A 23804-nucleotide genomic window follows, 5' to 3' on the forward strand; every position below is an offset into this window, starting at 1 on the left:
TCTTCCGGCGCACACCGCGAGGTGGATGCACCCGCCGCCCGATCGCCGGACGGTCGTCCGCAGGCCGCGTCAGTCCCAGCGCAGGAGGCGCCGCGCCGCCCAGGCGAGGACGAGCGACCACGCCGCGAGCGCCGCGAGCGGGCCCCACGCCACCCGTGCGTCGACGGCCGCCGTGCGCAGCGCCTCCCCGAGCGCGCCGGTGGGCGACCACGCGACGAGCGTCGCGAGCGGGTCCGGCAGGACCCCGGCGACGGGCAGCACGAGCCCCCCGCCGACGAGGACGAGAACCCACGCGAGGTTCGCGAGGGCGAGGACGGCCTCGGCGCGCACGAGGGAGGCGAGGAGCAGGCCGGCGGCGAGGGAGGCCACCGTGCCGAGGACGAGGGCCGGCAGCGCCGCCGCGACCGCCGCGGGGCCCGGCGGGACGCCGAGGACGGCGGCAGCCGTCGTGAGCACGAGGAGCTGGAGCGCGACGACGGCGAGCACCCCGAGGGAGCGTGACGCCAGGAGACCGCCCCGCCCGAGCGGCGTCGTCGCGAGCAGGCGCAGGACGCCGGCGCGCCGGTCGAAGCCGAACGCGATCGCCTGCCCCGTGAAGGCGGACGACACGACCGCGACCGCGAGCGCCCCCGCCCAGGCGGCCTGCCCCTGCGGCAGGGGAGACAGGTCGGGCACCCCGGTGCGGGCGACCCCGAGGAGCACCCCGAGCGGGAGCACGAACGTCACGAGGAGCTGCTCGCCGTTGCGGAGCACGGCCCGCAGGTCCCAGCCCGCCTGCGCGAGCACACGGCGTCGCAGCGGCGCGGGCCCCGTGGCCGGCGCCTGTGTCGTCGTGCTCACGCGGGCTCCCTGGCGGTGGTCCGTGGCCGTGCGACCGGGGTGGCGCCGGGGACGGCGCCGGGGTCGTCGGCGAGCCGCAGCACGAGGTCCTCCAGCGACGGCCGTCCGACCGTGATGCCGCCGCGCGCCCCGTGACCGGCCTGCCACGCCGCGATGCTCACGAGCTCCTCCGCGGCACCCGCGCCCCGCAGCTCGAACCGACCGGGGACGACCTCCTCCAGCCGCGCGCCGGGCCCGAGGGCGGCGAGCAGGCCGGCGGTCGGGCTGCCCGGCGGGGCCTCGAAGCGGACGACCTCCTCCCCGGTCACCTCCGAGGGGGGTCCGTCGGCGAGGACGCGACCGCGGTGGAGCACGACGACCCGGTCGGCGGCGCGCTCGACGTCGGCGAGGGTGTGCGACGACCACAGGACGGCCGTCCCGCCGGCGGCGGCCGCCGCCACGACGTCGAGCACGGCGCGGCGGCCCTCCGGGTCGAGGGCGGCGGTCGGCTCGTCCATGACGAGGACGTCCGGACGGCCGACGAGGGCGCACGCGACGGCGAGCCGCTGCCGCTGTCCCGTCGACAGCCGGCGGATGCCGCGGTCGCGGACCTCGTCGAGGCCGAGGAGCCCGAGCAGCTCCGGGACGGGGCGCGGGTGCAGGTGCAGCGCCGCGTGGTGGCGCAGCACCTCCGCCGCACGGGCCGCGGCGGGCAGGCCGAGGTCGGGCAGCACCACGCCCGTCCTGGCGCGGCCGGCGGCGTCCGCGGACCACGGGTCGTGGCCGAGCACCCGGACCCGGCCGAGATCGGGGCGCCGCATGCCGGTGACGCAGTCGAGGAGCGAGGTCTTGCCGGCCCCGTTCGGGCCGCACAGCGCGACCACCTCGCCGGCGTGGACCCGCAGGTCGACCCCGTCGAGCGCCACGACCGGGCCGCTGCCGCGCCGGCCGCGGAAGCGTCGCCCGACGCCGTCGACGACGACGGCGGCGGCGGTGTCGGGCACGTCACGATCGTACGGTCCGCCCTGCCCGCGCCCGTCCGGGTGGACTTGGCGGCCACCCGGGCGGACGCGCCCGCCGGTGCGGACACGCTGCAGTCCCGCGCGATTGGAGATCCCACCGGAATTACGTCACAATCGCTGTGTGCAAATGACGCAGGACGGTCCCGGCGTGCACGAGGCCCACGCGGCCGTGCGTGATGCCGAGACCCCGCGCGAGCGAGTGTTCGCGGCCGTCCTCGAGCACGGCCCGGTCTCGGCGGCGGCGCTCGCCTCGCGGCTCGGCGTCACGCCCGCGGCCGTCCGGCGGCACCTCGAGGCGCTCACCGACGACGGGCTCATCGAGGCCCGCTCCGCGCGCGCCACCGGTCGCCGGGGTCGACCGGCCCGGGTCTACGTCGCCACGGAGCGGGGCCAGGCGCAGGCGCCCGGGCTGTACGACGAGCTCGCCGTGTCGGCCCTGGAGTACCTCGCGGAGCAGCTGGGGGAGCCCGCGGTGCGGGCTTTCGCCGAGCACCGCTTCGGCGACCTCGCCGCCCGCTACCGCCCCCTCGTCGAGGCCGCCGGACCCGACCCCCGCGAGCGCGCCCGGGCCCTGGCCCGGGCGTTGTCGGAGGACGGCTTCGCCGCCAGCGCCCGTACCGTCGCCGTGTCCCCGCTCGCCCGACCGGGCGGGGCGTCCCCGGTGGGCGGTGTCCAGCTGTGCCAGGGACACTGTCCCGTGCACGCGGTCGCCGCGCGCTTCCCCCAACTGTGCGAGGCCGAGACGCGCGTGTTCTCCGAGCTCCTCGGGGTCCACGTCCAGCGACTGGCCACCATCGCCCACGGCGAGCACGTCTGCACCACGTTCGTCCCCACGCCTGCCCTCAGGAAGGACACCCGATGACCACGCACCCCGAGACCTCGCAGCCGACCGGCTCGCCGGTCCCGGAGGCCACGCAGGCCGAGCTCGAGACCATCGGTCGCTACCAGTTCGGCTGGGCGGACCCCGACACCGCGGGCGCGAGCGCGCGTCGTGGCCTGTCGGAGGAGGTCGTCCGCGACATCTCCGCCCGCAAGGGCGAGCCCGAGTGGATGCTCAAGCTGCGCCTCAAGGGCCACACCATGTTCGGGCGCAAGCCGATGCCCGCGTGGGGCTCGGACCTGTCCGGCATCGACTTCGACAACATCAAGTACTTCGTGAAGTCGACGGAGAAGCAGGCCGCCACGTGGGACGACCTGCCCGAGGACATCAAGGCGACGTACGACCGCCTCGGCATCCCCGAGGCCGAGAAGCAGCGCCTCGTCGCCGGGGTCGCCGCGCAGTACGAGTCCGAGGTCGTCTACCACAAGATCAACGAGGAGCTCGAGCGCCAGGGCGTCATCTTCCTCGACACCGACACGGGCCTCAAGGAGCACCCGGAGCTCTTCAAGGAGTACTTCGGCTCCGTCATCCCCGTCGGCGACAACAAGTTCGCCGCGCTCAACTCCGCCGTGTGGTCGGGCGGGTCGTTCATCTACGTGCCGCCGGGCGTCCACGTCGAGATCCCGCTCCAGGCCTACTTCCGGATCAACACCGAGAACATGGGTCAGTTCGAGCGCACGCTCATCATCGCCGACGAGGGCTCCTACGTTCACTACGTCGAGGGCTGCACGGCGCCGATCTACCAGTCGGACTCCCTGCACTCCGCGGTCGTCGAGATCGTCGTGAAGAAGAACGCCCGCGTCCGCTACACGACCATCCAGAACTGGTCGAACAACGTCTACAACCTCGTGACCAAGCGCGCGGTCGCCGAGGCCGGCGCCACCATGGAGTGGATCGACGGCAACATCGGCTCCAAGGTCACGATGAAGTACCCGGCGGTCTTCCTCATGGGCGAGCACGCCCGCGGCGAGACCCTGTCGATCGCGATGGCGGGCGAGGGCCAGCACCAGGACGCCGGCGCCAAGATGGTGCACGCCGCGCCCCACACGTCGAGCTCGATCGTGTCGAAGTCGATCGCGCGCGGCGGCGGGCGCACGTCCTACCGCGGCCTCGTGCAGGTGCTCGAGGGCGCCCACCACAGCGCGAGCACCGTGCTGTGCGACGCCCTCCTCGTCGACCAGATCAGCCGCTCCGACACCTACCCGTACGTCGACGTCCGCGAGGACGACGTGCGGATGGGCCACGAGGCGACGGTCTCGAAGGTGAGCGAGGACCAGCTCTTCTACCTCATGTCGCGCGGCATGCCGGAGAGCGAGGCGATGGCGATGATCGTCCGCGGGTTCATCGAGCCCGTGGCGCGGGAGCTGCCCATGGAGTACGCCCTCGAGCTGAACAAGCTCATCGAGCTGCAGATGGAAGGGGCCGTCGGGTGACGACGGAGGTCATGTCAGGAGCACCCCAGGTCGCCGAGGCCCTCGGCGGCGCCGCTCCGGAGGTCACGCGCGACAGCGTCCGCTCCGTCCTCGACGCGAAGGTCCCCGACGTCAGCCGGGCCGACCGCACGCGCTCGCGCGACGTCGAGGCGTTCCCCGTCCCGACCGGTCGCGAGGAGGAGTGGCGCTTCACGCCGCTCAGCCGGGTGCGCCCGCTGTTCGAGCCCGTCGCCGACGGCCGGCCCGACGCGGTGCGCGTCGACGTCCGCAGCGAGGACTCCTCGGTCGTCGTCCGCGAGCACTCCGCCGAGGAGAGCCTCGTGCGCCCGGGCGACCGGGCGGCGGCGGTCGCCGCGGCCGGCGCCGCGGTCCGCACGACCGTCGAGGTGCCGGCCGAGACGGCGCTGACGGCGCCCGTGCTCGTCGACCTCGTCGGCGCGGGCGGGCGCGGGGCGGTCGACCTCGTGGTCGACGTCGGCGCGTTCTCCAGGGCCACCGTCGTCCTCGACCACACCGGCGACGCCACCTTCGGCGGGACCGTCGGCATCCGCGTCGGCGACAGCGCCGACGTCACGGTCGTCTCCCTGCAGTCGTGGGACGACACCGCCGTCCACGTCGGGCAGCACGACGCCGTCCTCGGTCGCGACGCGACGTTCCGCCACATCGCCGTCAGCCTCGGCGGTAGCGCGGTGCGCCTCGACGTCAACGTCGACTTCACCGGGCCCGGCGCGAGCTCGCAGTGCCTCGGGCTGTACTTCGCCGACGCCGGGCAGCACCTCGAGCACCGGCTCTTCGTCGACCACAGCCAGCCGACGTGCACGTCGGACGTGCAGTACAAGGGGGCCCTCCAGGGCGACGGCGCGCACACGGTGTGGGTCGGCGACGTCCTCATCCGGGCCGAGGCGACGGGCATCGACACGTACGAGCTCAACCGCAACCTCGTGCTCACCGACGGGGCCCGCGCCGACTCGGTGCCGAACCTCGAGATCGAGACGGGGCAGATCGAGGGCGCGGGCCACGCGTCGGCGACCGGTCGCTTCGACGACGAGCAGCTCTTCTACCTCATGGCCCGCGGCATGCGGCCCCTCCAGGCGCGCCGGCTCGTCGTCCGCGGCTTCTTCGCCGAGATCCTCCAGAAGATCGGCATCGAGGCCGTCGAGACCCGTCTGCTCGACGTCGTCGAGCGCCGGCTGTCCGACGAGGCCCTCGCCGTGACGCCCGACACCTTCCCCACCACCCCGGCCTGAGCCACCCGAGCCCGGCCCGACACGCAGAGGACCACACCACCACGATGACCACACTCGAGATCCGCGACCTGCACGTCAGCGTCACCGCCGACGGCGAGGCGAAGGAGATCCTCAAGGGCGTCGACCTCACGGTCCGCTCGGGGGAGACCCACGCGATCATGGGCCCCAACGGCTCCGGCAAGTCGACGCTCGCCTACTCCGTCGCCGGGCACCCGAAGTACGAGGTGACGGGCGGCAGCGTCCTGCTCGACGGCGAGGACGTCCTCGAGATGACCGTCGACGAGCGGGCCCGCGCCGGGCTCTTCCTCGCCATGCAGTACCCGGTCGAGGTCCCAGGCGTGTCGGTGTCGAACTTCCTCCGCACCGCCAAGACCGAGGTCACCGGCGAGGCGCCCGTGCTCCGGCACTGGGTGAAGGAGGTCCGCGAGGCCATGGAGGGGCTGAAGATGGACTCCTCCTTCGCCGCGCGCAACGTCAACGAGGGGTTCTCCGGCGGCGAGAAGAAGCGCCACGAGATCCTCCAGATGAAGCTCCTCAAGCCGAGGATCGCCATCCTCGACGAGACCGACTCCGGGCTCGACGTCGACGCGCTCCGCGTCGTGAGCGAGGGCGTCAACGACGTCCGCTCCGAGCTCGGCCTCGGCGTCCTCCTCATCACCCACTACACGCGGATCCTCCGCTACGTGCAGCCGGACTTCGTCCACGTCTTCGTCGACGGCCGCATCGCGGAGGAGGGCGGGCCCGAGCTCGCCGAGCGCCTCGAGAACGAGGGCTACGACCGCTTCGTCACCGCCAGCGCCTGAGGAGGCGACCATGAGCGAGACCCCGGACACCCCCGTCGACGTCGCCGACGTCGAGGAGGCGATGCGGGACGTCGTCGACCCCGAGCTCGGCATCAACGTCGTCGACCTCGGCCTCGTCTACGGCATCCACGTCGACCCGCAGCGCAACGTCGTCCTCGACATGACGCTGACGAGCGCGGCGTGCCCGCTCACCGACGTCATCGAGGACCAGACGCGCAACGCCCTGGCGCCGCTCGCGGCCTCGGCGACCATCAACTGGGTGTGGATGCCGCCGTGGGGCCCGGAGAAGATCACCGACGAGGGCCGCGAGCAGCTGCGCGCGCTCTCGTTCAACGTCTGACCAGCGGCTGAGCGGGAGCCGGTTCCTCGAGGTCGCACCCGGCCGGGTGACCGGCTGGGTCGACCGGTACGTCGCGGCGCGCGACGGGCGCGTCGTCGCCCGCGCGGTCGCCGACGGGCTGCTGCTCGTCCCCGACGAGGGCGGGCAGGCGCACCTGCGTCTCCTGCGTCCGGAGGGCTGGTCGTCGGCGGCGGACCCGGTTGACCCGTCGGTCGTCTCCGCCCACCTCGCCGCCCACGCGGCCGCGTCGGTGCCCCTGCTCGTGGTGGCCGCTCGACGCGGTGGGTACGGGGTCGCGGTCGTCCGCGACGGGCGCGTGCTCGCGGGGAAGGTCGGCCGACGGTACGTGCAGGGAACCACCGCGGCCGGTGGCTGGTCGCAGCAGCGCTTCGCCCGGCGCCGCGGCAACCAGACCGACAAGCTCGCCCGCGACGCCGGTGCCGTGCTGCGGCAGGTGCTCGGGGCGGCGCTGCCGGTGGGGCCCGTGGCGGTCGCCGTCGCCGGCGACCGGGCCCTGGTGGAGGGCGTGCTCGACGGCTCGCCCGCCGCCGCGCTGCCGAGGCTCGGCCCGCTCGAGGTGGGGGAGCCCCGCCGCGCCGACCTCGACGAGCTCGCCGAGCGCGTGCTCGCGGTCCGCGTCACGGTCCACGACGCCTGAGGCGTGACTCGGGACGTAACGTCGCCCGGACCGGGACGTCCTGTCGTCGAGTGGGACGTCTTCGGGCTCAGCGGGCACTGCTGAGCCCGAGGACGTCCCAGTCGCCGTGCGGAGGTCCCAGTCCGGCGGCCACCTGCTGACGCATGAGGGTGACGAGGGCGTCGACGACCCTGCTCGGTCTCCGCATCATGACGCGGTCCACCTGGAGCACCCGCCACCCGGCCAGCCGGATCTCGTTGTGGCGGGCGCGGTCGACGGCGTACTGGCGAGGCTCGTCGTGGACCGCGCCGTCGTACTCGCACCCCACCCGCAGCTCCTCCCAGCCGAGGTCGAGCCGGGCGATCCGACGCCCGTCGAGGACGACCGGGCACTGCGTACGGGGACGAGGCAGCCCTGCGCGGACGACGAGCAGGCGCAGCCGGGTCTCCCGGAAGGAGTCGACCCCGTCCGCGGCGTCGGCGAGCACGTCGCGCGCGGACCGCAGGCCCCGCAGGCTGCGCCAGCGGACGAGGTCGTCACGGACCTCGTGCAGCGGGAGCCCCGTCGCCCGTAGCACCGCGTCCACCCGGGCGACGCGGAGGTCGTGCGGCACCTCGGGCGTCCCCGTCGCCCGCGCGAGGTCGAAGGCTGTGCGGGACGCGCCCGTCGCGAGCCCCCAGGCGGTGCTCACGACCTCCTCCGGACGCAGGGTGGCGAGGTGCGGGACCACCTCGGCGCGCCGGCGGATGCGGTGCGGACGGTCCATCCCGACGACGACAGGCTCGCTCGGCTCGGCGAAGCGTGCCCCCAGCGCCCACGCCGCGCTCGGGCCGAGCAGCACGTGGTCGTCGCCGTCGACGGCGCGGAAGGCGCGGACCCTGGCGCCGTGCGTGAGGGGCAGCGCCGACGACTGCACCGCCCCGTGGAGCACCTGGCGGTAGCGGGGTCCCCGGAGCGCGTCCGGTGTCTCGAGGCCGGCTGCGGCGCTGGTCCGGAAGGGCTCGCTGCTCAGCTGGCGTGCGTCCACGGCCCGAGGGTCGCCGTCTTGGCGCGGACTCCCGTGGTGCGTGGACGCCCGCCTGTGGACGACGCGCCTCTCTCTGCCGTGTGGACACGACCGCGGCCACGGCGTCCCACGCGTCGGCGCTCCTCGACTGGGACGACTTCGGGCTGTCCGGCGGGGCAGATCCCCGACAACGTCCCACTCGGCGGGACAACGTCCCAGTCGGCGGGAGGACGTCCCAGTCGGGGGTGGGGCAGGTCAGTCCACGAGGCCACGCGCGGCGAGGGCGTCGCCGGTGGCCCGGGCGTGGCCCACCGCCCGGACGACCGTGGGGGTGACGAGGGCGCGGACGTCGCGGCTCCGGCCGCGGGCGCGGGCGGCGTCGCGCGCCTGGACGGCGACGTCCCACAGCACGTCGACGCTGCGGACGGCGAGGGCGAGGGTGAGGGCGACCCGGTCGGGGTGGAGGTGGGGGCCCAGCCGGGGCAGGTGCTGCAACGGGGCCACGAGAGAGGTGATCGTGTCGAGGAGCCGGTCCGTCGGCGTCGTCACCGTCACGAGGCCGGCGAGCAGCACCAGACCGAGGAGGTCGAGCACGACCTCGGCCCCTCGCCACGGCGAGCCGAGCACGACCTGGTAGACCCCCAGGACCACGAGGACGGGCGCCAGCCGCACGACGAGGCCGCCCCACACCCGGCGAGGGGTGCGGACCGCGACGTGGCCGAGCACGGCCATGACGAGCACGGCCGCCCCGAGGAGCAGTGCGACGTCGCCCGACCGGGCCGTCACCACGACGACCACGACGACCGCGACGACGGCGAGGACCGCGAGCTTCGCGCCCGCCGGTGCGCGGTGCAGCCACGTGGTCCCCGGACGGTGGGCGGGCACGAGGGCGGGGCGGCGCACCGCGCTAGTCCCCGTCCATGAGCCGGCGGTACACGTCGAGCACCGGGTCCGGGGCCCCGTCGGCGACGACACGACCGGCGTCGACGACGACGACCCGGTCGCAGCCTGCGGCCAGACCGAGGTCGTGGGTCGCGAGGACGACCGGGATGTCGAGCGCCTCCACCGTCCGGCGGACCAGGCGCGTGTTGCGGCGGTCGAGCAGCGTCGTGGGCTCGTCGAGGACGAGGAGTCGCGGCCCCGTCGCGAGCACGGCGGCCACGGCGAGGAGCTGTCGCTGCCCGCTCGACAGCTCCCCGACGGGCACGTCGGCGCGGTCGGCGAGCCCGACGTCGGCGAGGGCCTGCCGGACCCGGCGGTCCCGCTCGTGCCGAGGCAGGCGGAGCCGACGCAGCGACAGGGCGACGTCCTCGGCGGGCGTCGGCATGACGACCTGCGCGTCGGGGTCGGTGAAGACGAAGCCCACGGCGGTCCGGGCGGCGGCGGGGGAGCGGGCGGGGTCGAGCGCGCCCGTCCCGGGCAGGTCGAGGACCACGCCCCCCGACGACGGGACGACGAGCGCGTTGAAGCAGCGCAGCAGCGTCGACTTGCCCGAGCCGTTGGCCCCGACGAGCGCGACCCTGCGCTCGTGGAGCGCGAGGTCGATCCGGTCGAGCACGACGTACCCGTCCACGACGAGCCGGACGCCGTCGAAGCGGGCGTACACCTGCCCCTGCCCGGCGACGCCCGGCCGGTGCACGGGAGCGGGGACGGTCAGGACGCCTCCGCCGGCAGGGGCCCTGCCGCCCGGCGGGCGAGGACGTCCGGGAACGCCCGGTGGACGCTCGCGGCGACGAAGGCGGCGACGACGAGCTTGAGCCCGTCGCCCGGCAGGAAGGGCAGCACCCCGCCGAGGAAGGCCGCGAGCGGGTCGAGCCCCGCGACGAGCTGGAGCCCGAGCCAGCCCCCGAGGTACGTGACGAGGACCCCGCCCGCGGCGCCGGCGAGGATGAGGCCCGGCAGGCGTCCTCGCCGCCGACGCAGCACGAGCGCGGCCCCCACCCCGGTGACGAAGGTCGCCGGCAGCCACCCGATGATGTAGCCGACCGTCGGCCCGGCGAGCACCGCGAGACCGCCGACCCCACCGGCGAACACAGGCAGCCCGGCGAGCCCGAGCGCGACGTAGACCGCGACGGCGGCGACCCCGCGCCACGGCCCCAGCACGAGCCCCGCGAGCAGCACGCCGAGGCTCTGCAGCGTGATGGGCACGCCCGCGGCGCCGACCGGGACGGCGGGGACGAGGGCGAGCACGATGATGAGCGCCGCGAAGACGGACACGAGCGCGACGTCGCGTCCCGCGGTCCGCGACGTCGCGGCGGGTTCGACCGGAGCAGGGGTGGTCACGGCGGCGAAGGTACCCGTCGGGCGCCGTTACGATGAAGTAGCCGTGGCCACGCTGACCTCTTCCCCGTCCGGCGCCCCCTCGTGATCTCCGTCGACGACGTCGAGCTCCGGGCGGGCGCGCGCCTGCTCGTGTCCGGGGCCGGCTTCCGTGTGGGCGCGGGCGACCGTGTCGGCCTCGTCGGTCGCAACGGCGCCGGGAAGACCACGTTGACGAAGGTGATCGCGGGGGAGGCCGCTCCCGCCGCCGGGACCGTCACCCGCAGCGGCACCATCGGCTACCTCCCGCAGGACCCCCGCACGGGCGACCTCGAGCAGTCGGCCCGCACCCGGATCCTGTCCGCGCGCGGGCTCGACGTGCTCGCGGCCCGCCTGCGCAAGGCCGAGCGGCAGATGGCCGAGGGCGACGACGCGACGCGGCAGCGCGCCATGGACCGCTACGCCCGCGCCGACGCGGAGTTCGACGCCGCCGGCGGCTGGGCCGCGGAGAGCGAGGCGGAGCGCATCGCGAGCAACCTCGGGCTCACCGCCCGCCAGCTCGACCAGCCCATCGGCACCCTGTCCGGCGGTCAGCGCCGCCGCGTCGAGCTGAGCCGCATCCTCTTCTCCGGCGCCGACACCCTGCTCCTCGACGAGCCGACGAACCACCTCGACGCCGACAGCATCGTGTGGCTGCGGGAGCGGCTCGCGGCGTGGCCCGGCGGCTTCGTCGTCATCAGCCACGACACCGGCCTGCTCGAGGCGACGGTGACGACGGTCGTCCACCTCGACGCCCAGCGCGCCGTCCTCGACGTCTACTCGATGGGCTGGAGCGCCTACCTCAAGCAGCGCGAGCTCGACGAGCGGCGCCGGCGCCGCGAGCGCGCCAACGCCGAGAAGAAGGCCTCCGCGCTCCAGCTGCAGGCGGCGAAGATGGGGGCGAAGGCGACGAAGGCGGTCGCCGCGCAGAACATGGCCCGCCGGGCCGAGCGCCTCCTCGACGGGCTGGAGGAGGTCCGCCGCGCCGACAAGGTCGCCGCGCTGCGCTTCCCCGACCCCGTCCCGTGCGGCCGGGTGCCGCTGACCGCCGAGGGGCTCAGCCGCTCCTACGGCTCCCTCGAGGTGTTCACCGACGTCTCGCTCGCGATCGACCGCGGGAGCAGGGTTGTCGTGCTCGGGCTCAACGGCGCGGGCAAGACGACGCTGCTGCGGCTGCTGTCGGGCACGGAGGCGCCTGACACGGGCGAGGTCGTGCCGGGTCACGGGCTGCGTCTGGGCTACTACGCCCAGGAGCACGACACCCTCGACCCCGACCGCACGGTGCTGGAGAACATGCGCACCGCCGCCCCCGACCTCGACGACACCCGCGTGCGGACCGTCCTCGGGTCGTTCCTCTTCAGCGGCGACGACGTCGACAAGCCCGCTCGGGTGCTGTCGGGCGGGGAGAAGACCCGGCTCGCGCTCGCGACGCTCGTGGTGTCCGGGGCGAACGTCCTGCTGCTCGACGAGCCGACGAACAACCTCGACCCCGCCAGCCGCGAGGAGGTGCTCGGGGCGCTGCGGGGCTACACCGGGGCCGTCGTCCTCGTCACCCACGACGAGGGGGCCGTCGACGCCCTCGAGCCCGAGCGGGTGCTCCTGCTGCCGGACGGCGACGAGGACCTGTGGAGCACCACGTACCGCGACCTCGTCGCCCTCGCGTGAGGACGGGCGCCGCGCTCAGGTGGCGAGCCCCGGCCGGGACCTCCACGATGAGGGGCGATCGATGACTGGAGGGGCCGTGGCCGAGATCAAGAAGGGCGCCCGGGTGACGGGGGCCGATCGCGACAAGCTGGCTGCGAAGCTGGTGAAGGAGTACGAGAAGGGCGCGAGCATCCGCTCGCTCGCGGAGAGCACGGGCCGCTCCTACGGCTTCGTCCACCGCGTCCTCAGCGAGTCCGACGTCACCCTGCGGGGGCGGGGCGGGGCCACCCGGGGCGCGAAGACCTGAGCGGCGTCACCCTCGAACGACCACGCGCCGAGGTCGTCCGCGTCGTCCTCGACGACCCCGACCGGCTCAACCCGCAGACCCCCGAGACGTGGGCGGCCCTCACCACCGCGGCGCGCGGCCTGCCGGCGGAGGTCCGCGTCGTCGTGCTCACCGGGCGCGGCCGCGCGTTCAGCAGCGGGCTCGACCGTGCGGCGATGGGCACTCTCGCCCACCTCGCGACGCTCGACGACGCCGCCCTCGACGCGACGATCGCCTCCTACCAGGAGGCGTTCACCGTATGGCGGCGCCCGGGGGTGCTGAGCGTCGCGGCCGTCGCCGGTCACGCCGTGGGGGCCGGTTTCCAGCTCGCCCTCGCCTGCGACCTCCGCGTGGCCGCGGACGACGCCCGCTTCCGCATGGCGGAGCCCTCGCTCGGCCTCGTGCCCGACCTCGCCGGCACCGGGCCCCTCGTCCGTGCCGTCGGCGAGGCCCGTGCCGTCGAGCTGTGCCTCACCGGCCGCGAGGTCGGGGCCGCGGAGGCGGCGCGGCTCGGCCTCGTCCAGCTCGTCGTGCCCCGGGCGGAGCTCGACGCCGCCGTCGACGACCTCGTCGAGGCCGTGCTCGCGACCCCCGCCGGGGCCGCCGCCGAGACCCTCGACCTGCTCCGCGGCGCCGCCGAGCGCGACGCCGCGCACCAACAGGGTCTCGAGCGCGCCGCGCAGGCGAGGCGGCTGCGTTCGCTGGCGGCGGAGCGGAGCGGCCCCCGGGAAGCCGGGACGTCCACCCGGGGTTGACGCCGCTGATGTCAGGCATGTCAGGGATGGGCGCGCACAGCGTGATGCGCAGCTTCAGCCGCGACCCCGAGGTCGCGCGCCGCCACGTCGCACGCGACACGTGGCGGCGCGTCGCCGGCTACGCGGCGGCGTACCGGTGGCGGATCGGGATCTTCCTCGTCCTCACCGTCGTGACGTCCCTGCTCGTCGTCGTGACGCCCCTCATCCTCCAGCGCCTCGTCGACGACGGCGTCACCGAGGGCGACCGGGGCGTCGTGCTGTTCCTCGCGGGCCTCACGGTCGTCGTCGCGCTCGTCGAGGCCGCCGTCACCCTCGTGACCCGCTGGCTCTCCGCCCGCATCGGCGAGGGCCTCATCTTCGACCTGCGCACCCAGGTCTTCGACCACGTCCAGCGCCAGCCCGTCGCCTTTTTCACCCGCACGCAGACGGGGTCGCTCGTCACGCGGCTCAACAACGACGTCATCGGCGCCCAGCGCGCGTTCACCACGGTGCTGTCCGGCGTCCTCAGCAACGTCGTGAGCGTCGTCGTCGTGGTCGTCACGATGTTCGCGCTGTCGTGGCAGATCACGCTCGCCTCCCTCGCCCTGGTCCCGCTGTTCCTCGTGCCCGCCCGCTACGTCGGGCGGCGCCTGCAGTCCCTCACCCGCGAGTCGTTCGCGCTCAACGCCGAGCTCGGCACCCGCATGACGGAGCGGTTCAACGTCGGCGGCGCCCTCCTCGTCCGCCTCCTCGGGGAGCCCGCGACGGAGAGCCGGCAGTACGGCGAGCGCGCCGGCCGGGTCCGCGACATCGGCATCCGCATCGCGATGGCGAACCGCTTCTTCGTCGCCGCCCTCGCCCTCGTCGCGGCGCTCGCCACCGCCCTCACGTACGGCATCGGCGGCCTCCTCGCGATCTCCGGCGAGCTCACGATCGGCACCCTGCTCGCGCTCGCGGCCCTGCTCGGGCGCCTCTACGGGCCGCTCACGGGCCTGTCGAACGTCCGCGTCGACGTCATGACGACCGTCGTGTCGTTCGAGCGGGTCTTCGAGGTCCTCGACCTGCCGCCCCTCGTCACGGAGCGGGACGACCCGGTCGAGCTGCCGGACGGGCCGCTCGAGGTGCGTTTCGACGACGTCACCTTCACCTACCCCGGCTCGGAGAAGGTGTCGCTGTCGTCGCTGGAGCAGACCGGTGCGCCCGTCACGCCGGAGGGGCGGCCGGTCCTCCAGGGGGTCGAGTTCGTCGCGGCGCCCGGCTCGAAGGTCGCGCTCGTCGGGCCGTCCGGGGCCGGCAAGACGACGATGACGGCGCTGGTCGCGCGCCTGTACGACGTGGACGGGGGAGCCGTTCGCCTCGGCGGCGTCGACGTGCGCGACGCCTCGTTCGCCTCGCTCCGCCAGGCGGTCGGGGTCGTCACGCAGGACGCGCACCTGTTCCACGACACCATCCGCGAGAACCTGGCGTACGCCGCGCCCGGGGCGACGGAGGAGCAGATGTGGCAGGCGCTCGAGGACGCGCAGGTCGCACCCCTCGTCCGCTCGCTGCCGGAGGGCCTCGACACCGTGGTGGGCGACCGCGGGCACCGGCTGTCCGGCGGGGAGAAGCAGCGCCTCGCGATCGCCCGGCTCCTGCTCCGCGACCCGGGGGTCGTGGTCCTCGACGAGGCGACCGCCCACCTCGACTCCGGCTCCGAGGCCGCCGTCCAGGCGGCGCTCGAGCGCACGCTCGCCGGTCGGACGGCCGTCGTCGTCGCGCACCGGCTGTCGACGGTCCGCGACGCCGACCTCGTGCTCGTCGTGCAGGACGGGCGGATCGTCGAGCGCGGCACCCACGCCACCCTCGCCGGGACCGACGGCCTCTACGCCACGCTGTACCGCACGCAGCTGCTCGCCGACCTCGAGGGCGCGACGGCGGCCGAGGAGGAGCTCGCCGCCGAGGCGCGCTGAGGGCCTAGCTGTTCTGCCCGCTGTGGTCGTCGACGGAGGCGTACCAGTCGGCGTACGGCCCGGTCCTCGCGAGGTGCCGCGTGAGGTCGGGCGCGCCGTCGTCCCACCACACCGGTCCGCGTTCCCCGAGGGCGCGCTTGGCCGCCTCGACGCGTCGGCGGGCGTCCTCCCGCGCGGCGTCGTCCCCGCGGCGGACGGCGGCACCTTTGTCGCGCCGGGCGGCCATGAGCTCGCGGGTGAGCCGCGCGCGCTCGTCCTCGGGCAGCCGCGGGTCGGCCCGCCGCCACAGCCGGCCGCGCACCACGAGGTAGCGGCCGTCGGGCGTCACGAGCGGGCTCACGGGGAGCGGGTGAGACCACCGTCCACGGCGACCGCGGTGCCCGTGACGTACGAGGCCGCCGGGGACAGCAGGAAGGTCGCCACCTTCGCGAACTCCTCCGGCATGCCGACCCGGCGCAGCGGCACGCCCTCCTCGAACGCCTGGCGCGCGGCGGTGGGGTCGCCGGTGGCCTCCTCGATCTCGCGGACCCGGTCGGTGTCGAAGCGGCCGGGCAGGAGGGCGTTGACCCGCACCCCGGACGGGCCGAGCTCGTCGGCGAGCTCCTTCGCCACCATCGCGAGCCCCGGCCGGAGCCCGTTGCTGATGCCGAGGCCCGTGATGGGCTGCCGGGCGGACGTCGACAGGACGAGGACGACCGAGGCGCCCTCGAAGCCGGCGCTGCGCGCGACGGCCGTCGTGAGGCGGAGGGCGCCGAGGAACACGGACTCGAACGCGGAGCGCCACTGCTCGTCGCTCGCCTCGAACGCGCGGGCCGCGGGCGGGCCCCCGACGCTGACGAGCGCCCCGTCGAGACGGCCGAAGCGGGCGTGGGCGCTCGCGACCAGCCGACCCGACGTCGAGGGGTCCGCGAGGTCCCCCGGCATGGCGAGCACACGGTCGCCCGCGGCGAGGGAGGCCACCGCCTCCTCGAGCCGGTTCTCGTCCCGCCCGCACAGCACGACCTTCGCGCCCTCGGTGACGAGCTCGCGCGCGGTCGCGAGGCCGAGCCCCGACGAGCCGCCGGAGACGACGTAGACCCGTCCGTCCAGTCCGCAGTCCATGGGCGTCATCGTGGCGCACGACACGCCTCCGCCGCGCCGGGACGCGCGGTCGGTCTCAGCCGCGACCCGGCTCGTACACCCACGGGGACGCGGCGTCGTCGCCCCCGCCGGCGCCCGCCGCGGTGTCGTCTCGGCCGGCACGCCGCGCGAGGACGACCCAGATGACGAGCCCAGCGGCCGCGAACAGGTACCACTGGACGCCGTAGGCCAGGTGGGGGCCCGGGTCGACGTCCGGCCGGGGCAGGGTCGCGAGGCCCGCCGGCTCGGCCTCGTCCTCGGTCGCGAGCACGGCGTACCCGGTGTCGAGGGCGGCGTCGCCGGGCAGGAGCGCGCCCACATCGAGCCGGTACGTCTGGCCCTCCGGCGCGCCCCGCGTCGCGGCGGACTCCGTCGCCCGCAGCCGCACGAGCAGCTCGACCTGCCCCGCGGGCGGCACGGGGACCGACTCGGGGCGGCTCGCGTCGGTCCCGGCGGGCACCCAGCCCCGGACCACGAGGAGCGTGGTCGCGACCGCACCGTCGGACGGCGCGACGTCGAAGGGCACCGCGACGAGGTAGCCGTTGCTGCCGCCCTGCGGCCGGTTCCGCACGAGGACCGTGTCCGCGGGCCGGTAGCTGCCGCGCACGCGTGCGGGCAGCCACTCCTCGTCGGGCGCCACCCCGTCGTCGGCGACGGCGCGAAGGTCGGCGAGGTCCGTCGCGGCGGCGTCGTAGTTCGCGAGCACGGCGGCGTTGCGCTCGGCGCGCTGCACCCGGCGGTCGAGCTGCCACTGCGCGAGCCACACGCACGCGAGCGCGAACAGGACGGCCACGACCAGCCCGGCGAGCCACCGCGGCTGCCGCAGCGCCCGCCTCACCGGGGGTCCTCGGGCAGCTCCTCGAGGGTCACGACGTCGCGGAGGAACCCGCGGGCCGCGAGGAACTGGCTCAGGTGGTCCCGGTGCTCGTCGCAGGCGGCCCACACCTTGCGCCGCTCGGGGGTGTGGAGGCGCGGGTTGTTCCACCGCAGCGCCCACACCGCCTCCGCCCGGCACCCCTTCGCGCTGCAGAGCACGGGCTCCGTGGGGTCCGGCGGCTCCGGCGCCTCAGGCGGCGTCGTCACGGGTGGGGGGCAGCGCCGCGCGCTGCGGGGCCACGGGCCCGAGACCCGCCGGCCGCACCGGGGTCTTCTCGCGGCCGGCGTTCGCCAGCAGCACCGCGATGTACGGCAGGAAGACGGCGCCCGGCACGAACAGCCACGCGGACCAGTGCGGCATCACCACGACGAAGCCGACGACGCACAGGGTCCGCAGCCCCATGGAGATCGCGTAGTTGCGCATGCGACGGCTCACGTCCTCGGAGTGCGAGGAGCGTGCCGTCGTGATCCTCACCACCGGCTCCGCCGGGATCACCCGGGGGTCCTGCCGGCCGGAACCGTCGCCGTCCATCACGCACAACGGTACGTCAGCGCGCGGACGGTGGCGCCACGGGGCAGGTGGCCTCAGGACGCCTCCGACACCGACGACAGGTGGAAGTCGCGGACGTGCAGCGCCGGTGCCGCGGTCCGCGGGAGCCAGTCGCCGAGCTCCCGCGCGAGGCACACCTGGGACGCCCCGGCGCCGGCGACGCGGGACAGCATCGCGGCGGGGGAGTCGTTGAAGCGGAAGTTCGTCGTCGCGCCGACGACCTCACCGCCGCGGACCACGTAGACCCCGTCCCGCGTGAGGCCCGTCAGCAGGAGGGTCTGCTCGTCGACGGTCCTCACGTACCACAGGCACGTGAGGAGCAGACCGTCGCCGAGGCCCGCGAGCAGGTCGGTCGTGCCGCCCGCGCCGCCGGTGACGTCGACGAGGACGTTGCCCGCCCACGGCGCCACCGGCACGTCCGCGAGGGCCGCGGTGTGCCGGGTCGAGGGCAGCGCCCGCAGGACACCCTCGTCGAGGTAGCGGGTGCCGGGCACGGCGAGGCCGCTGTCGAACACCGACGCGACCTCGTCCGTGCTCGTGGCGGACACGACGTCGGACGTCGCGAGGACGGGGTGCGCCGGGTCGTCCCGCACCGTCAGGGGCTGCGGGGTCAGCCGCTCGCCGACCCGGGTGCGACCGCCCGGCCGGGAGAACGCGGAGCGGCCCTCGGCGGCGGCCCGGGCCTCCGCCGACAGCAGCCAGTACCCGAGCAGGTCGGCGGTCGCGGACGGCGGCAGGACGACGTCGTGGCGTCCCGGCGCCACGTCGACACGTCGTGCCTGCCACGTGAGGCCCTGCCGCACCTCGGCGTCGAGGGCGTGGAGGTCGACGTGCGCGCCGACGTCGCGGGCGCCGGCACCCGCCCACGCCGACCGCGAGCGGGCGTGCGACTTGCCGTTGAGCTCGACGGTCCCGTACGGCTCGACGACGCGGTGCCGGGTGCCCGCGCTCGTCGCGGTCCACGTCGTCGTCACCGTGTGCTCGGCGAAGCCGAACAGCTCCCGGTCCTCCCCGCGGGCGCGGGCGAACAGCTCCCCGAGGGTCCGGGCGGTCCCGGCGAGCGCCTCGGGCGTGACGGGCGGGGCGGCCTCGGCGAAGTCGTCGTGGACCGGGCCCACCACCAGCGCGGCCCCGTCCTCGGCCGCCTCGGCGCCGTCGAGCTCCCGGACGGCGTCCGCGACGAGCCGTTCGACGTCGTCCCGGGACGCGACGGCGCGGGTGAGGGAGCCGACGGCCCGGCCACCCGCGACGTCCCGCACGACCGCGACCGACGCCGACCGCTCGCTCGTCGTGCCGCCCGTCGTCTGCTCGTTCGCGGCCCAGCGGAGGTTCGTCGAGCCCTCGTCGGTGACGACGACGACCGCGTCGTCGCAGCCGAGCCGCCGGGCGGCGGCGAGCGCGACGTCCACGACCTGCTCGACCCCCGGGTCCGGGTGCACGCTCACCGGCCCTCCTCCTCGGTGTTGAGCACCGACACGTCCGTCACGACCACCGCCGGGCAGCCGTGGCTCACCGGGGCCGCCTGGCCCGGCTGCCCCTTGCCGCAGTTGAGCGCCCCCTGCAGCGACCACGTGCCGGGGCCCCCGACCGCGGCGAGCCGCGACCAGAAGTCCGGCGTGCTCGCCTGGTACGCGACGTCACGGAGCATCCCGTCGAGCCGCCCGGAGCGGATCCGGTGGAAGCGCTGGGCCGTGAACTGGAAGTTGAAGCGCTGCATGTCGATCGACCACGACCGGTCGCCGACGACGAGGATCCCGTCCTCCACGCCGGCGACGAGCGCCTCGAGCGACGCGGGACCGGCGGGGTCGGCGGCGAGGGACACGTTCGGCATGCGCTGCAGCGGCGCGTGGAGGGGCTCGTCGGCGTACGCGCACCCGTTCGAGCGCTCCCCGCGCTCCGCCGCCATCGCCCGGTCGAGCTGGTAGCCGACGTGGCGGCCGTCGCGGACGATGTCCCAGCGCTGGGCGGGCACGCCCTCGTCGTCCCAGCCGAGGCTCGACAGCCCGTGCGGCTCGGTCCGGTCGCCCGTGACGGTCATGAGGTCGCTGCCGTAGCGGCGGGTGCCGAGCCCGTCGGGCGTCGCGAACGACGTGCCCGCGTACGCCGCCTCGTAGCCGAAGGCGCGGTCGAGCTCCGTGGCGTGGGCGACGGACTCGTGGACGGTCAGCCACAGCTGGGTGGGGTCGATGACGAGGTCGTAGCGTCCTGGCTCCACCGACGGGGCGGCGAGCTTCTCCGCCGCGAGGGGCGCGAGGGTCGGGGCCTCGGCGGTGCAGCCGCCGGGGGCGACGACGTGCTCCCAGCCCCGCGCGGACGGCGCGGTGAGGCTGCGCATCGTGTCGGCGCGGCCGTCGTCGGCGACGACGACGGCGGTGACCTCCGGCTGGACGCGGACCCGCTGCTGCACCGTCCGGGTGCCGGCGAGGTCGGCGTACAGCTTCTGCTCCTTCACGCTGTGGACGAGCGCGTCGGCGTGCGTCCCGCCGGTGGCGAGGACGTCGCCGCACCAGCCGACGAGCACGGCGGCCTGCTCGGCCGCCGGCACGTCGAAGGGGTCGACGTCGTACGGCGACACCCACGTGCCCTGCTCGACCGGGGCGTCGGCGAGCTCGACGGGACGGTGCACGAGCGGGCGGGCGACCCGGGCGCCGCGCACGGCCACGGTGGCGGCGGCGCGCGCCGCCTCCGGGGTGAGGTCGCCGGTGGCGGCGAAGCCCCACGCCCCGTCGAGCACGACCCGCACGCTCACGCCGACCCGCACGGTGTCGTGGACGCCCTCGACAGCGCGGTCGCGGACGCGGACGACCCGGTCCCGGGACCGCTGCACGCGCACGGCCGCGTACGTCGCACCCGCGTCGCGCGCCTCCTGCAGCGCCGCGTCGACGAGGGCGTCGAGCGGGAGGGCGAGGAAGTCGGCGTCGACGCCGCGGCTGCCGGGCACCCGCCCCACGCTAGGGGACGAGGACGAGCTTCCCGGCACTCCTGCGGGCCCGGAGGTCGGCGTGGGCGGCCGCGGCCTCGTCGAGCTTGTACGTGCCGCCGACGACGGCGCGGAGCAGCCCGGCCCGGACCATCGACAGCAGCTCGTCCATGATCGGCACGAGGCCGCCGCGGGCGAGCGCCGCCTGCAGCCAGAACCCGCCGACGGTGCGCGAGGTCGCCATGAGGTCGACGGGGGCGACGCTGCGTCCCGCCCGCCGGGAGGCCAGACCGAACACGACCATGCGGCCCATGGGCGCGAGGGCGAGGTAGGAGCCGTTGAAGACGTCGCCGCCGGTCATCTCGAGGACGACGTCGACGGGACGGTCGTCGTTGGCGGAGATGAGGAGGTCGCGCACGGACGCGGCGCCGCCCGCCTCGGCGGCGTTGACGTCGACGACGACGTCCGCGCCCAGGTCGTGGGCGAGGGCCCGCTTGTCGACCGTCGAGGCCGACGCGATGATCCGCCCGGCCCGCCACTGCCGGGCGAGCTGCACCGCGACCGTGCCGACCCCGCCGGCCGCGGAGTGGACGACGACGCTCTCGCCCGGCGCCATGCGGGTGCACGTGCGCAGCAGGTGCCACGCGGTGACGCCCTGGAGCACGAGGGCGCAGGCGTCCGCGGCGGGCAGCTCCTCGTCGATGACGACGCTCGTCGCCTGCGGCACGGCCGCGAGCTCGGCGTAGCCCCCGCTCGGCACGAGCGCGACGACCCGCCGGCCGACCAGCGTCGCGTCGGCGTCCGGCCCCGCCTCGACGACGCGGCCGACGACCTCGGCGCCCGGCACGAGGGGCAGCTGCTGCGGGGCGAGGTACGTGTTCTCGGTGGTGTGGGTGTCGGCGTAGTTGACCCCGCACGCCTCCACCTCGACGAGGAGGTCCGCGCGACCCGGCCGCGGGTCGGGCACGTCCTCCGGGACGAGGACCTCGGGGCCGCCGAAGGAGCGGACGACGACGGCGCGCACCCGCGCACTCTAGGCGAGCGGACCACCCGCTCGCCGGAGGGGCCGACAGGCGTCCATCGGCTAGGTTCGCCCCCATGCCTGACGCGCACGTCCTCGTGACCGGCGGCAACCGCGGCATCGGTCTGGGGATCGCCACGCGGCTGCTCGCCGACGGGTACGCCGTCACCGCCACCTCCCGCAGCGGCGCCCTGCCGGACGGCGCGCCCGCGGGCCTGGGCGTCGTCGCGTGCGACGTGACGGACGCGGCGTCCGTCGACGCTGCCGTCACCGCCGCCGAGCAGGCCCGGGGGCCGCTCACGCGCGTCGTCGCGAACGCGGGCGTCACCGCCGACCAGCTGCTGCTCCGCATGAGCGAGGAGGAGTTCTCCGGCGTCGTCGACACCAACCTCGGCGGCGCCTGGCGCCTGCTCAAGCGCGCGAGCAAGTCGATGATCCGCGCCCGGACGGGCCGGGTCGTGCTCGTCGGCTCCGTCGTCGGGCTCTACGGCTCGCCCGGGCAGACGAACTACGCCGCGAGCAAGGCGGGCCTCGTCGGCCTCGCCCGCTCCGTCACGCGCGAGCTCGGCGGGCGCGGCATCACGTGCAACGTCGTCGCGCCGGGCTTCATCGACACCGACATGACGGCGGCGCTCGACGACGAGCGGAAGCAGTCGTACCTCGGGGCGATCCCGGCGGGTCGCTTCGGCGCCGTCGACGACGTCGCCGCGGCGGTGTCGTTCCTGCTCGACGACGCGGCCGGGTACATCAGCGGGGCCGTGGTCCCCGTCGACGGCGGCCTCGGCATGGGCCACTGAGACACAGCCACCTGAGAGGACGGGACGCACATGGGACTGCTCGACGGCAAGCGCCTGCTCGTGACCGGTGTGCTCAAGGACACCTCGATCGCGTTCCACGTCGCACGCCTCGCCCAGCAGGAGGGCGCGGACGTCGTGCTGTCGTCCTTCGGGCGCACCATGAAGATCACGCAGGCGATCGCGCGGCGGCTGCCCGCCCCCGCCCCCGTCGTGGAGCTCGACGTCACCGACCCCACCCACCTCGAGGGGCTGCCGACGGCGCTGCGGGCGCACCTCGGGGAGGACGGGCGCCTCGACGGCGTCGTCCACTCCATCGGCTTCGCCCCCCAGGGCGCCTTCGACTTCCTCCACGCCGGGTGGGACGACGTCGCGACGGCGCTGCACGTGTCGTCGTACTCGCTGAAGTCGCTCACCGTCGCGTGCCGCGAGCTGCTGCACCCGGGCTCCGCCGTCGTCGGCCTGACGTTCGACGCCTCCTACGCGTGGCCGGTGTACGACTGGATGGGCGTGGCGAAGGCCGCCTTCGAGTCGACGGCCCGCTACCTCGCCCGCGACCTCGGACCGGAGGGCGTCCGGGTCAACCTCGTGTCCGCGGGCCCGGTCCGCACGACGGCGGCGAGCTCGATCCCGGGCTTCGAGCAGTTCGAGGAGACGTGGCAGGAGCGCGCCCCGCTCGGCTGGGACGTCCGCGACCCGGAGCCGACGGCGCGCGCGGTGTGCGCGCTGCTGTCGGACTGGTTCCCGGCGACGACGGCGGAGATCGTCCACGTCGACGGCGGCTTCCACGCGATGGGGGCCTGAGGTGAGCGACGCGGCCGGAGGCATCGCCGCGACGGCGGCCGGCGAGTCCCGCACCCGCCGCGGCTCGCGGCGGCTCCTCGTCGTCCGCCACGCGAAGGCGGCCTACCCTGACGGTGTCGTCGACCACGACCGCCCGCTCACCGAGCGCGGCGAGCGGGACGCGGCCGCGGTCGGGCGGTGGATGGCGACGGAGCGCTTCGTGCCGGACGTCGTCCTCACCTCCGATGCGGTCAGGGCGCTCGGCACGTGGGAGCTCGTCGCGCCGGAGCTCGGCGTGGAGCCGGAGGTGCACGTGGAGCGGCGGCTCTACAACGCCGACGCCGACACGGTCCTCGACCTCGTCCGCACGCACGGCGGGGACGCCCACACCGTGGCGGTGTTCGGCCACGAGCCGGGCCTGTCGACGCTCGCGAGGACGCTCGCGGACCCGGAGACGTCGGACCCGCAGGAGCTCGCGGGCCTCAGCGACCGGTTCCCCACCGCGGGCGTCGTCGTCATGCGGACCCGCTCGGCGTGGGTCGACACGCCGCTCGGCGGGCTCGTGCTCGCGCGGGTGGTCGTGCCGCGGTCCTGACGGTCGCGC

At 75.4% G+C, this 23804-nt stretch carries 27 protein-coding genes; 13 read left to right on the top strand and 14 right to left on the bottom strand.

Annotated features, from left to right (window positions below):
• Positions 1-69 precede the first annotated feature (69 nt).
• Together WAB14_RS06950 and WAB14_RS06955 are read right to left on the bottom strand one after the other, a co-directional pair.
• Entirely contained in the window at positions 70-840 is a 771-nt protein-coding gene (locus tag WAB14_RS06950; protein ID WP_340268774.1) for an ABC transporter permease, read from the bottom strand.
• Entirely contained in the window at positions 837-1823 is a 987-nt protein-coding gene (locus WAB14_RS06955; RefSeq protein ID WP_340268776.1) for an ABC transporter ATP-binding protein, read from the bottom strand. The genes WAB14_RS06950 and WAB14_RS06955 overlap by 4 nt, the downstream gene beginning before the upstream one ends.
• Before the next feature lie 166 nt (positions 1824-1989).
• On the opposite strand from WAB14_RS06955, the gene WAB14_RS06960 reads away from it, so the two are divergent.
• The 6 genes from WAB14_RS06960 to WAB14_RS06985 are packed head-to-tail and all read left to right on the top strand — an operon-like array spanning position 1990 to position 7202.
• Positions 1990-2703 (top strand): helix-turn-helix transcriptional regulator, encoded by a 714-nt coding sequence (locus WAB14_RS06960; RefSeq protein WP_340268778.1) that lies wholly within the window; start codon positions 1990-1992, stop codon positions 2701-2703.
• Positions 2700-4154: a Fe-S cluster assembly protein SufB gene (sufB, locus tag WAB14_RS06965; protein WP_340268780.1), complete on the top strand. Its 1455-nt coding sequence runs from the start codon at positions 2700-2702 to the stop codon at positions 4152-4154. The genes WAB14_RS06960 and sufB overlap by 4 nt, the downstream gene beginning before the upstream one ends.
• Positions 4151-5401, top strand: a complete 1251-nt coding sequence (gene sufD / locus WAB14_RS06970; protein ID WP_340268782.1) for a Fe-S cluster assembly protein SufD — start codon at positions 4151-4153, stop codon at positions 5399-5401. The genes sufB and sufD overlap by 4 nt, the downstream gene beginning before the upstream one ends.
• A 44-nt stretch (positions 5402-5445) precedes the next feature.
• Complete coding sequence (gene sufC / locus WAB14_RS06975) at positions 5446-6204, top strand: Fe-S cluster assembly ATPase SufC (RefSeq protein WP_340268784.1); 759 nt, start codon at positions 5446-5448, stop codon at positions 6202-6204.
• A gap of 10 nt (positions 6205-6214) precedes the next feature.
• Complete coding sequence (locus WAB14_RS06980; protein WP_340268786.1) at positions 6215-6544, top strand: metal-sulfur cluster assembly factor; 330 nt, start codon at positions 6215-6217, stop codon at positions 6542-6544.
• 7 nt (positions 6545-6551) lie between these two features.
• Positions 6552-7202 (top strand): acVLRF1 family peptidyl-tRNA hydrolase, encoded by a 651-nt coding sequence (locus tag WAB14_RS06985; protein WP_340269163.1) that lies wholly within the window; start codon positions 6552-6554, stop codon positions 7200-7202.
• A 67-nt stretch (positions 7203-7269) separates the two neighbouring features.
• Here WAB14_RS06985 and WAB14_RS06990 read toward each other — a convergent pair whose 3' ends face one another.
• The 4 genes from WAB14_RS06990 to WAB14_RS07005 all read right to left on the bottom strand — a co-directional run bounded on the left by WAB14_RS06990 (position 7270) and on the right by WAB14_RS07005 (position 10470).
• A complete protein-coding gene (locus tag WAB14_RS06990) occupies positions 7270-8208 on the bottom strand; it encodes a hypothetical protein (protein WP_340268788.1) in 939 nt (312 codons plus the stop codon).
• 234 nt (positions 8209-8442) lie between these two features.
• The gene (locus WAB14_RS06995; protein ID WP_340268790.1) at positions 8443-9090 is read right to left on the bottom strand and encodes a CbiQ family ECF transporter T component; all 648 of its coding nucleotides are present in this window, start codon (positions 9088-9090) and stop codon (positions 8443-8445) included.
• Positions 9091-9094: 4 nt separating this feature from the next.
• Complete coding sequence (locus tag WAB14_RS07000) at positions 9095-9826, bottom strand: energy-coupling factor ABC transporter ATP-binding protein (protein WP_340268792.1); 732 nt, start codon at positions 9824-9826, stop codon at positions 9095-9097.
• 14 nt (positions 9827-9840) lie between these two features.
• On the bottom strand, positions 9841-10470 hold the full coding sequence (locus tag WAB14_RS07005) for a biotin transporter BioY (protein WP_340268794.1): 630 nt from the start codon (positions 10468-10470) through the stop codon (positions 9841-9843).
• A gap of 81 nt (positions 10471-10551) precedes the next feature.
• On the opposite strand from WAB14_RS07005, the gene WAB14_RS07010 reads away from it, so the two are divergent.
• The 4 genes from WAB14_RS07010 to WAB14_RS07025 all read left to right on the top strand — a co-directional run bounded on the left by WAB14_RS07010 (position 10552) and on the right by WAB14_RS07025 (position 15137).
• Complete coding sequence (locus tag WAB14_RS07010) at positions 10552-12150, top strand: ABC-F family ATP-binding cassette domain-containing protein (RefSeq protein ID WP_340268796.1); 1599 nt, start codon at positions 10552-10554, stop codon at positions 12148-12150.
• A 61-nt stretch (positions 12151-12211) separates the two neighbouring features.
• Positions 12212-12436 (top strand): helix-turn-helix domain-containing protein, encoded by a 225-nt coding sequence (locus WAB14_RS07015; RefSeq protein WP_465251626.1) that lies wholly within the window; start codon positions 12212-12214, stop codon positions 12434-12436.
• Positions 12433-13209 carry an enoyl-CoA hydratase/isomerase family protein gene (locus WAB14_RS07020; protein WP_340269165.1) on the top strand — a complete coding sequence of 259 codons (777 nt, stop codon included), beginning with the start codon at positions 12433-12435 and terminating at the stop codon, positions 13207-13209. Before WAB14_RS07015 ends, WAB14_RS07020 begins: the two co-directional genes overlap by 4 nt.
• 26 nt (positions 13210-13235) lie before the next feature.
• On the top strand, positions 13236-15137 hold the full coding sequence (locus tag WAB14_RS07025; RefSeq protein WP_340268798.1) for an ABC transporter ATP-binding protein: 1902 nt from the start codon (positions 13236-13238) through the stop codon (positions 15135-15137).
• Positions 15138-15141: 4 nt separating this feature from the next.
• Here the strand turns inward: WAB14_RS07025 and WAB14_RS07030 are convergent, their stop codons facing one another.
• From WAB14_RS07030 to WAB14_RS07065, 8 genes are read right to left on the bottom strand one after another with little or no spacing between them, the layout of a single operon-like run.
• The gene (locus WAB14_RS07030) at positions 15142-15477 is read right to left on the bottom strand and encodes a biopolymer transporter Tol (protein WP_340268800.1); all 336 of its coding nucleotides are present in this window, start codon (positions 15475-15477) and stop codon (positions 15142-15144) included.
• Positions 15474-16238, bottom strand: a complete 765-nt coding sequence (locus WAB14_RS07035; protein WP_340268802.1) for an SDR family oxidoreductase — start codon at positions 16236-16238, stop codon at positions 15474-15476. The genes WAB14_RS07030 and WAB14_RS07035 overlap by 4 nt, the downstream gene beginning before the upstream one ends.
• Before the next feature lie 55 nt (positions 16239-16293).
• Positions 16294-17094, bottom strand: a complete 801-nt coding sequence (locus WAB14_RS07040) for an SURF1 family cytochrome oxidase biogenesis protein (protein WP_340268804.1) — start codon at positions 17092-17094, stop codon at positions 16294-16296.
• Positions 17091-17339 (bottom strand): hypothetical protein, encoded by a 249-nt coding sequence (locus tag WAB14_RS07045; protein WP_340268806.1) that lies wholly within the window; start codon positions 17337-17339, stop codon positions 17091-17093. The genes WAB14_RS07040 and WAB14_RS07045 overlap by 4 nt, the downstream gene beginning before the upstream one ends.
• Positions 17323-17664 (bottom strand): DUF3099 domain-containing protein, encoded by a 342-nt coding sequence (locus WAB14_RS07050; RefSeq protein ID WP_340268808.1) that lies wholly within the window; start codon positions 17662-17664, stop codon positions 17323-17325. The genes WAB14_RS07045 and WAB14_RS07050 overlap by 17 nt, the downstream gene beginning before the upstream one ends.
• A 53-nt stretch (positions 17665-17717) precedes the next feature.
• The gene (locus tag WAB14_RS07055; protein ID WP_340268810.1) at positions 17718-19127 is read right to left on the bottom strand and encodes a metallopeptidase TldD-related protein; all 1410 of its coding nucleotides are present in this window, start codon (positions 19125-19127) and stop codon (positions 17718-17720) included.
• Positions 19124-20623: a TldD/PmbA family protein gene (locus WAB14_RS07060; RefSeq protein ID WP_340268812.1), complete on the bottom strand. Its 1500-nt coding sequence runs from the start codon at positions 20621-20623 to the stop codon at positions 19124-19126. The genes WAB14_RS07055 and WAB14_RS07060 overlap by 4 nt, the downstream gene beginning before the upstream one ends.
• Positions 20624-20633: 10 nt before the next feature.
• Positions 20634-21626: a quinone oxidoreductase family protein gene (locus WAB14_RS07065; protein ID WP_340268814.1), complete on the bottom strand. Its 993-nt coding sequence runs from the start codon at positions 21624-21626 to the stop codon at positions 20634-20636.
• Between the two features lie 74 nt (positions 21627-21700).
• Between WAB14_RS07065 and WAB14_RS07070 the strand changes: the two genes are divergently transcribed.
• The 3 genes from WAB14_RS07070 to WAB14_RS07080 are packed head-to-tail and all read left to right on the top strand — an operon-like array spanning position 21701 to position 23795.
• A complete protein-coding gene (locus WAB14_RS07070) occupies positions 21701-22420 on the top strand; it encodes an SDR family oxidoreductase (RefSeq protein WP_340268816.1) in 720 nt (239 codons plus the stop codon).
• Positions 22421-22450: 30 nt separating this feature from the next.
• The gene (fabI, locus tag WAB14_RS07075; RefSeq protein WP_340268818.1) at positions 22451-23221 is read left to right on the top strand and encodes an enoyl-ACP reductase FabI; all 771 of its coding nucleotides are present in this window, start codon (positions 22451-22453) and stop codon (positions 23219-23221) included.
• A 1-nt stretch (position 23222) separates the two neighbouring features.
• Positions 23223-23795 (top strand): SixA phosphatase family protein, encoded by a 573-nt coding sequence (locus WAB14_RS07080; protein ID WP_340268820.1) that lies wholly within the window; start codon positions 23223-23225, stop codon positions 23793-23795.
• Positions 23796-23804 lie beyond the last annotated feature (9 nt).

The organism is Aquipuribacter nitratireducens (genome assembly GCF_037860835.1).
Classification (GTDB): Bacteria; Actinomycetota; Actinomycetes; order Actinomycetales; family JBBAYJ01; genus Aquipuribacter; species Aquipuribacter nitratireducens.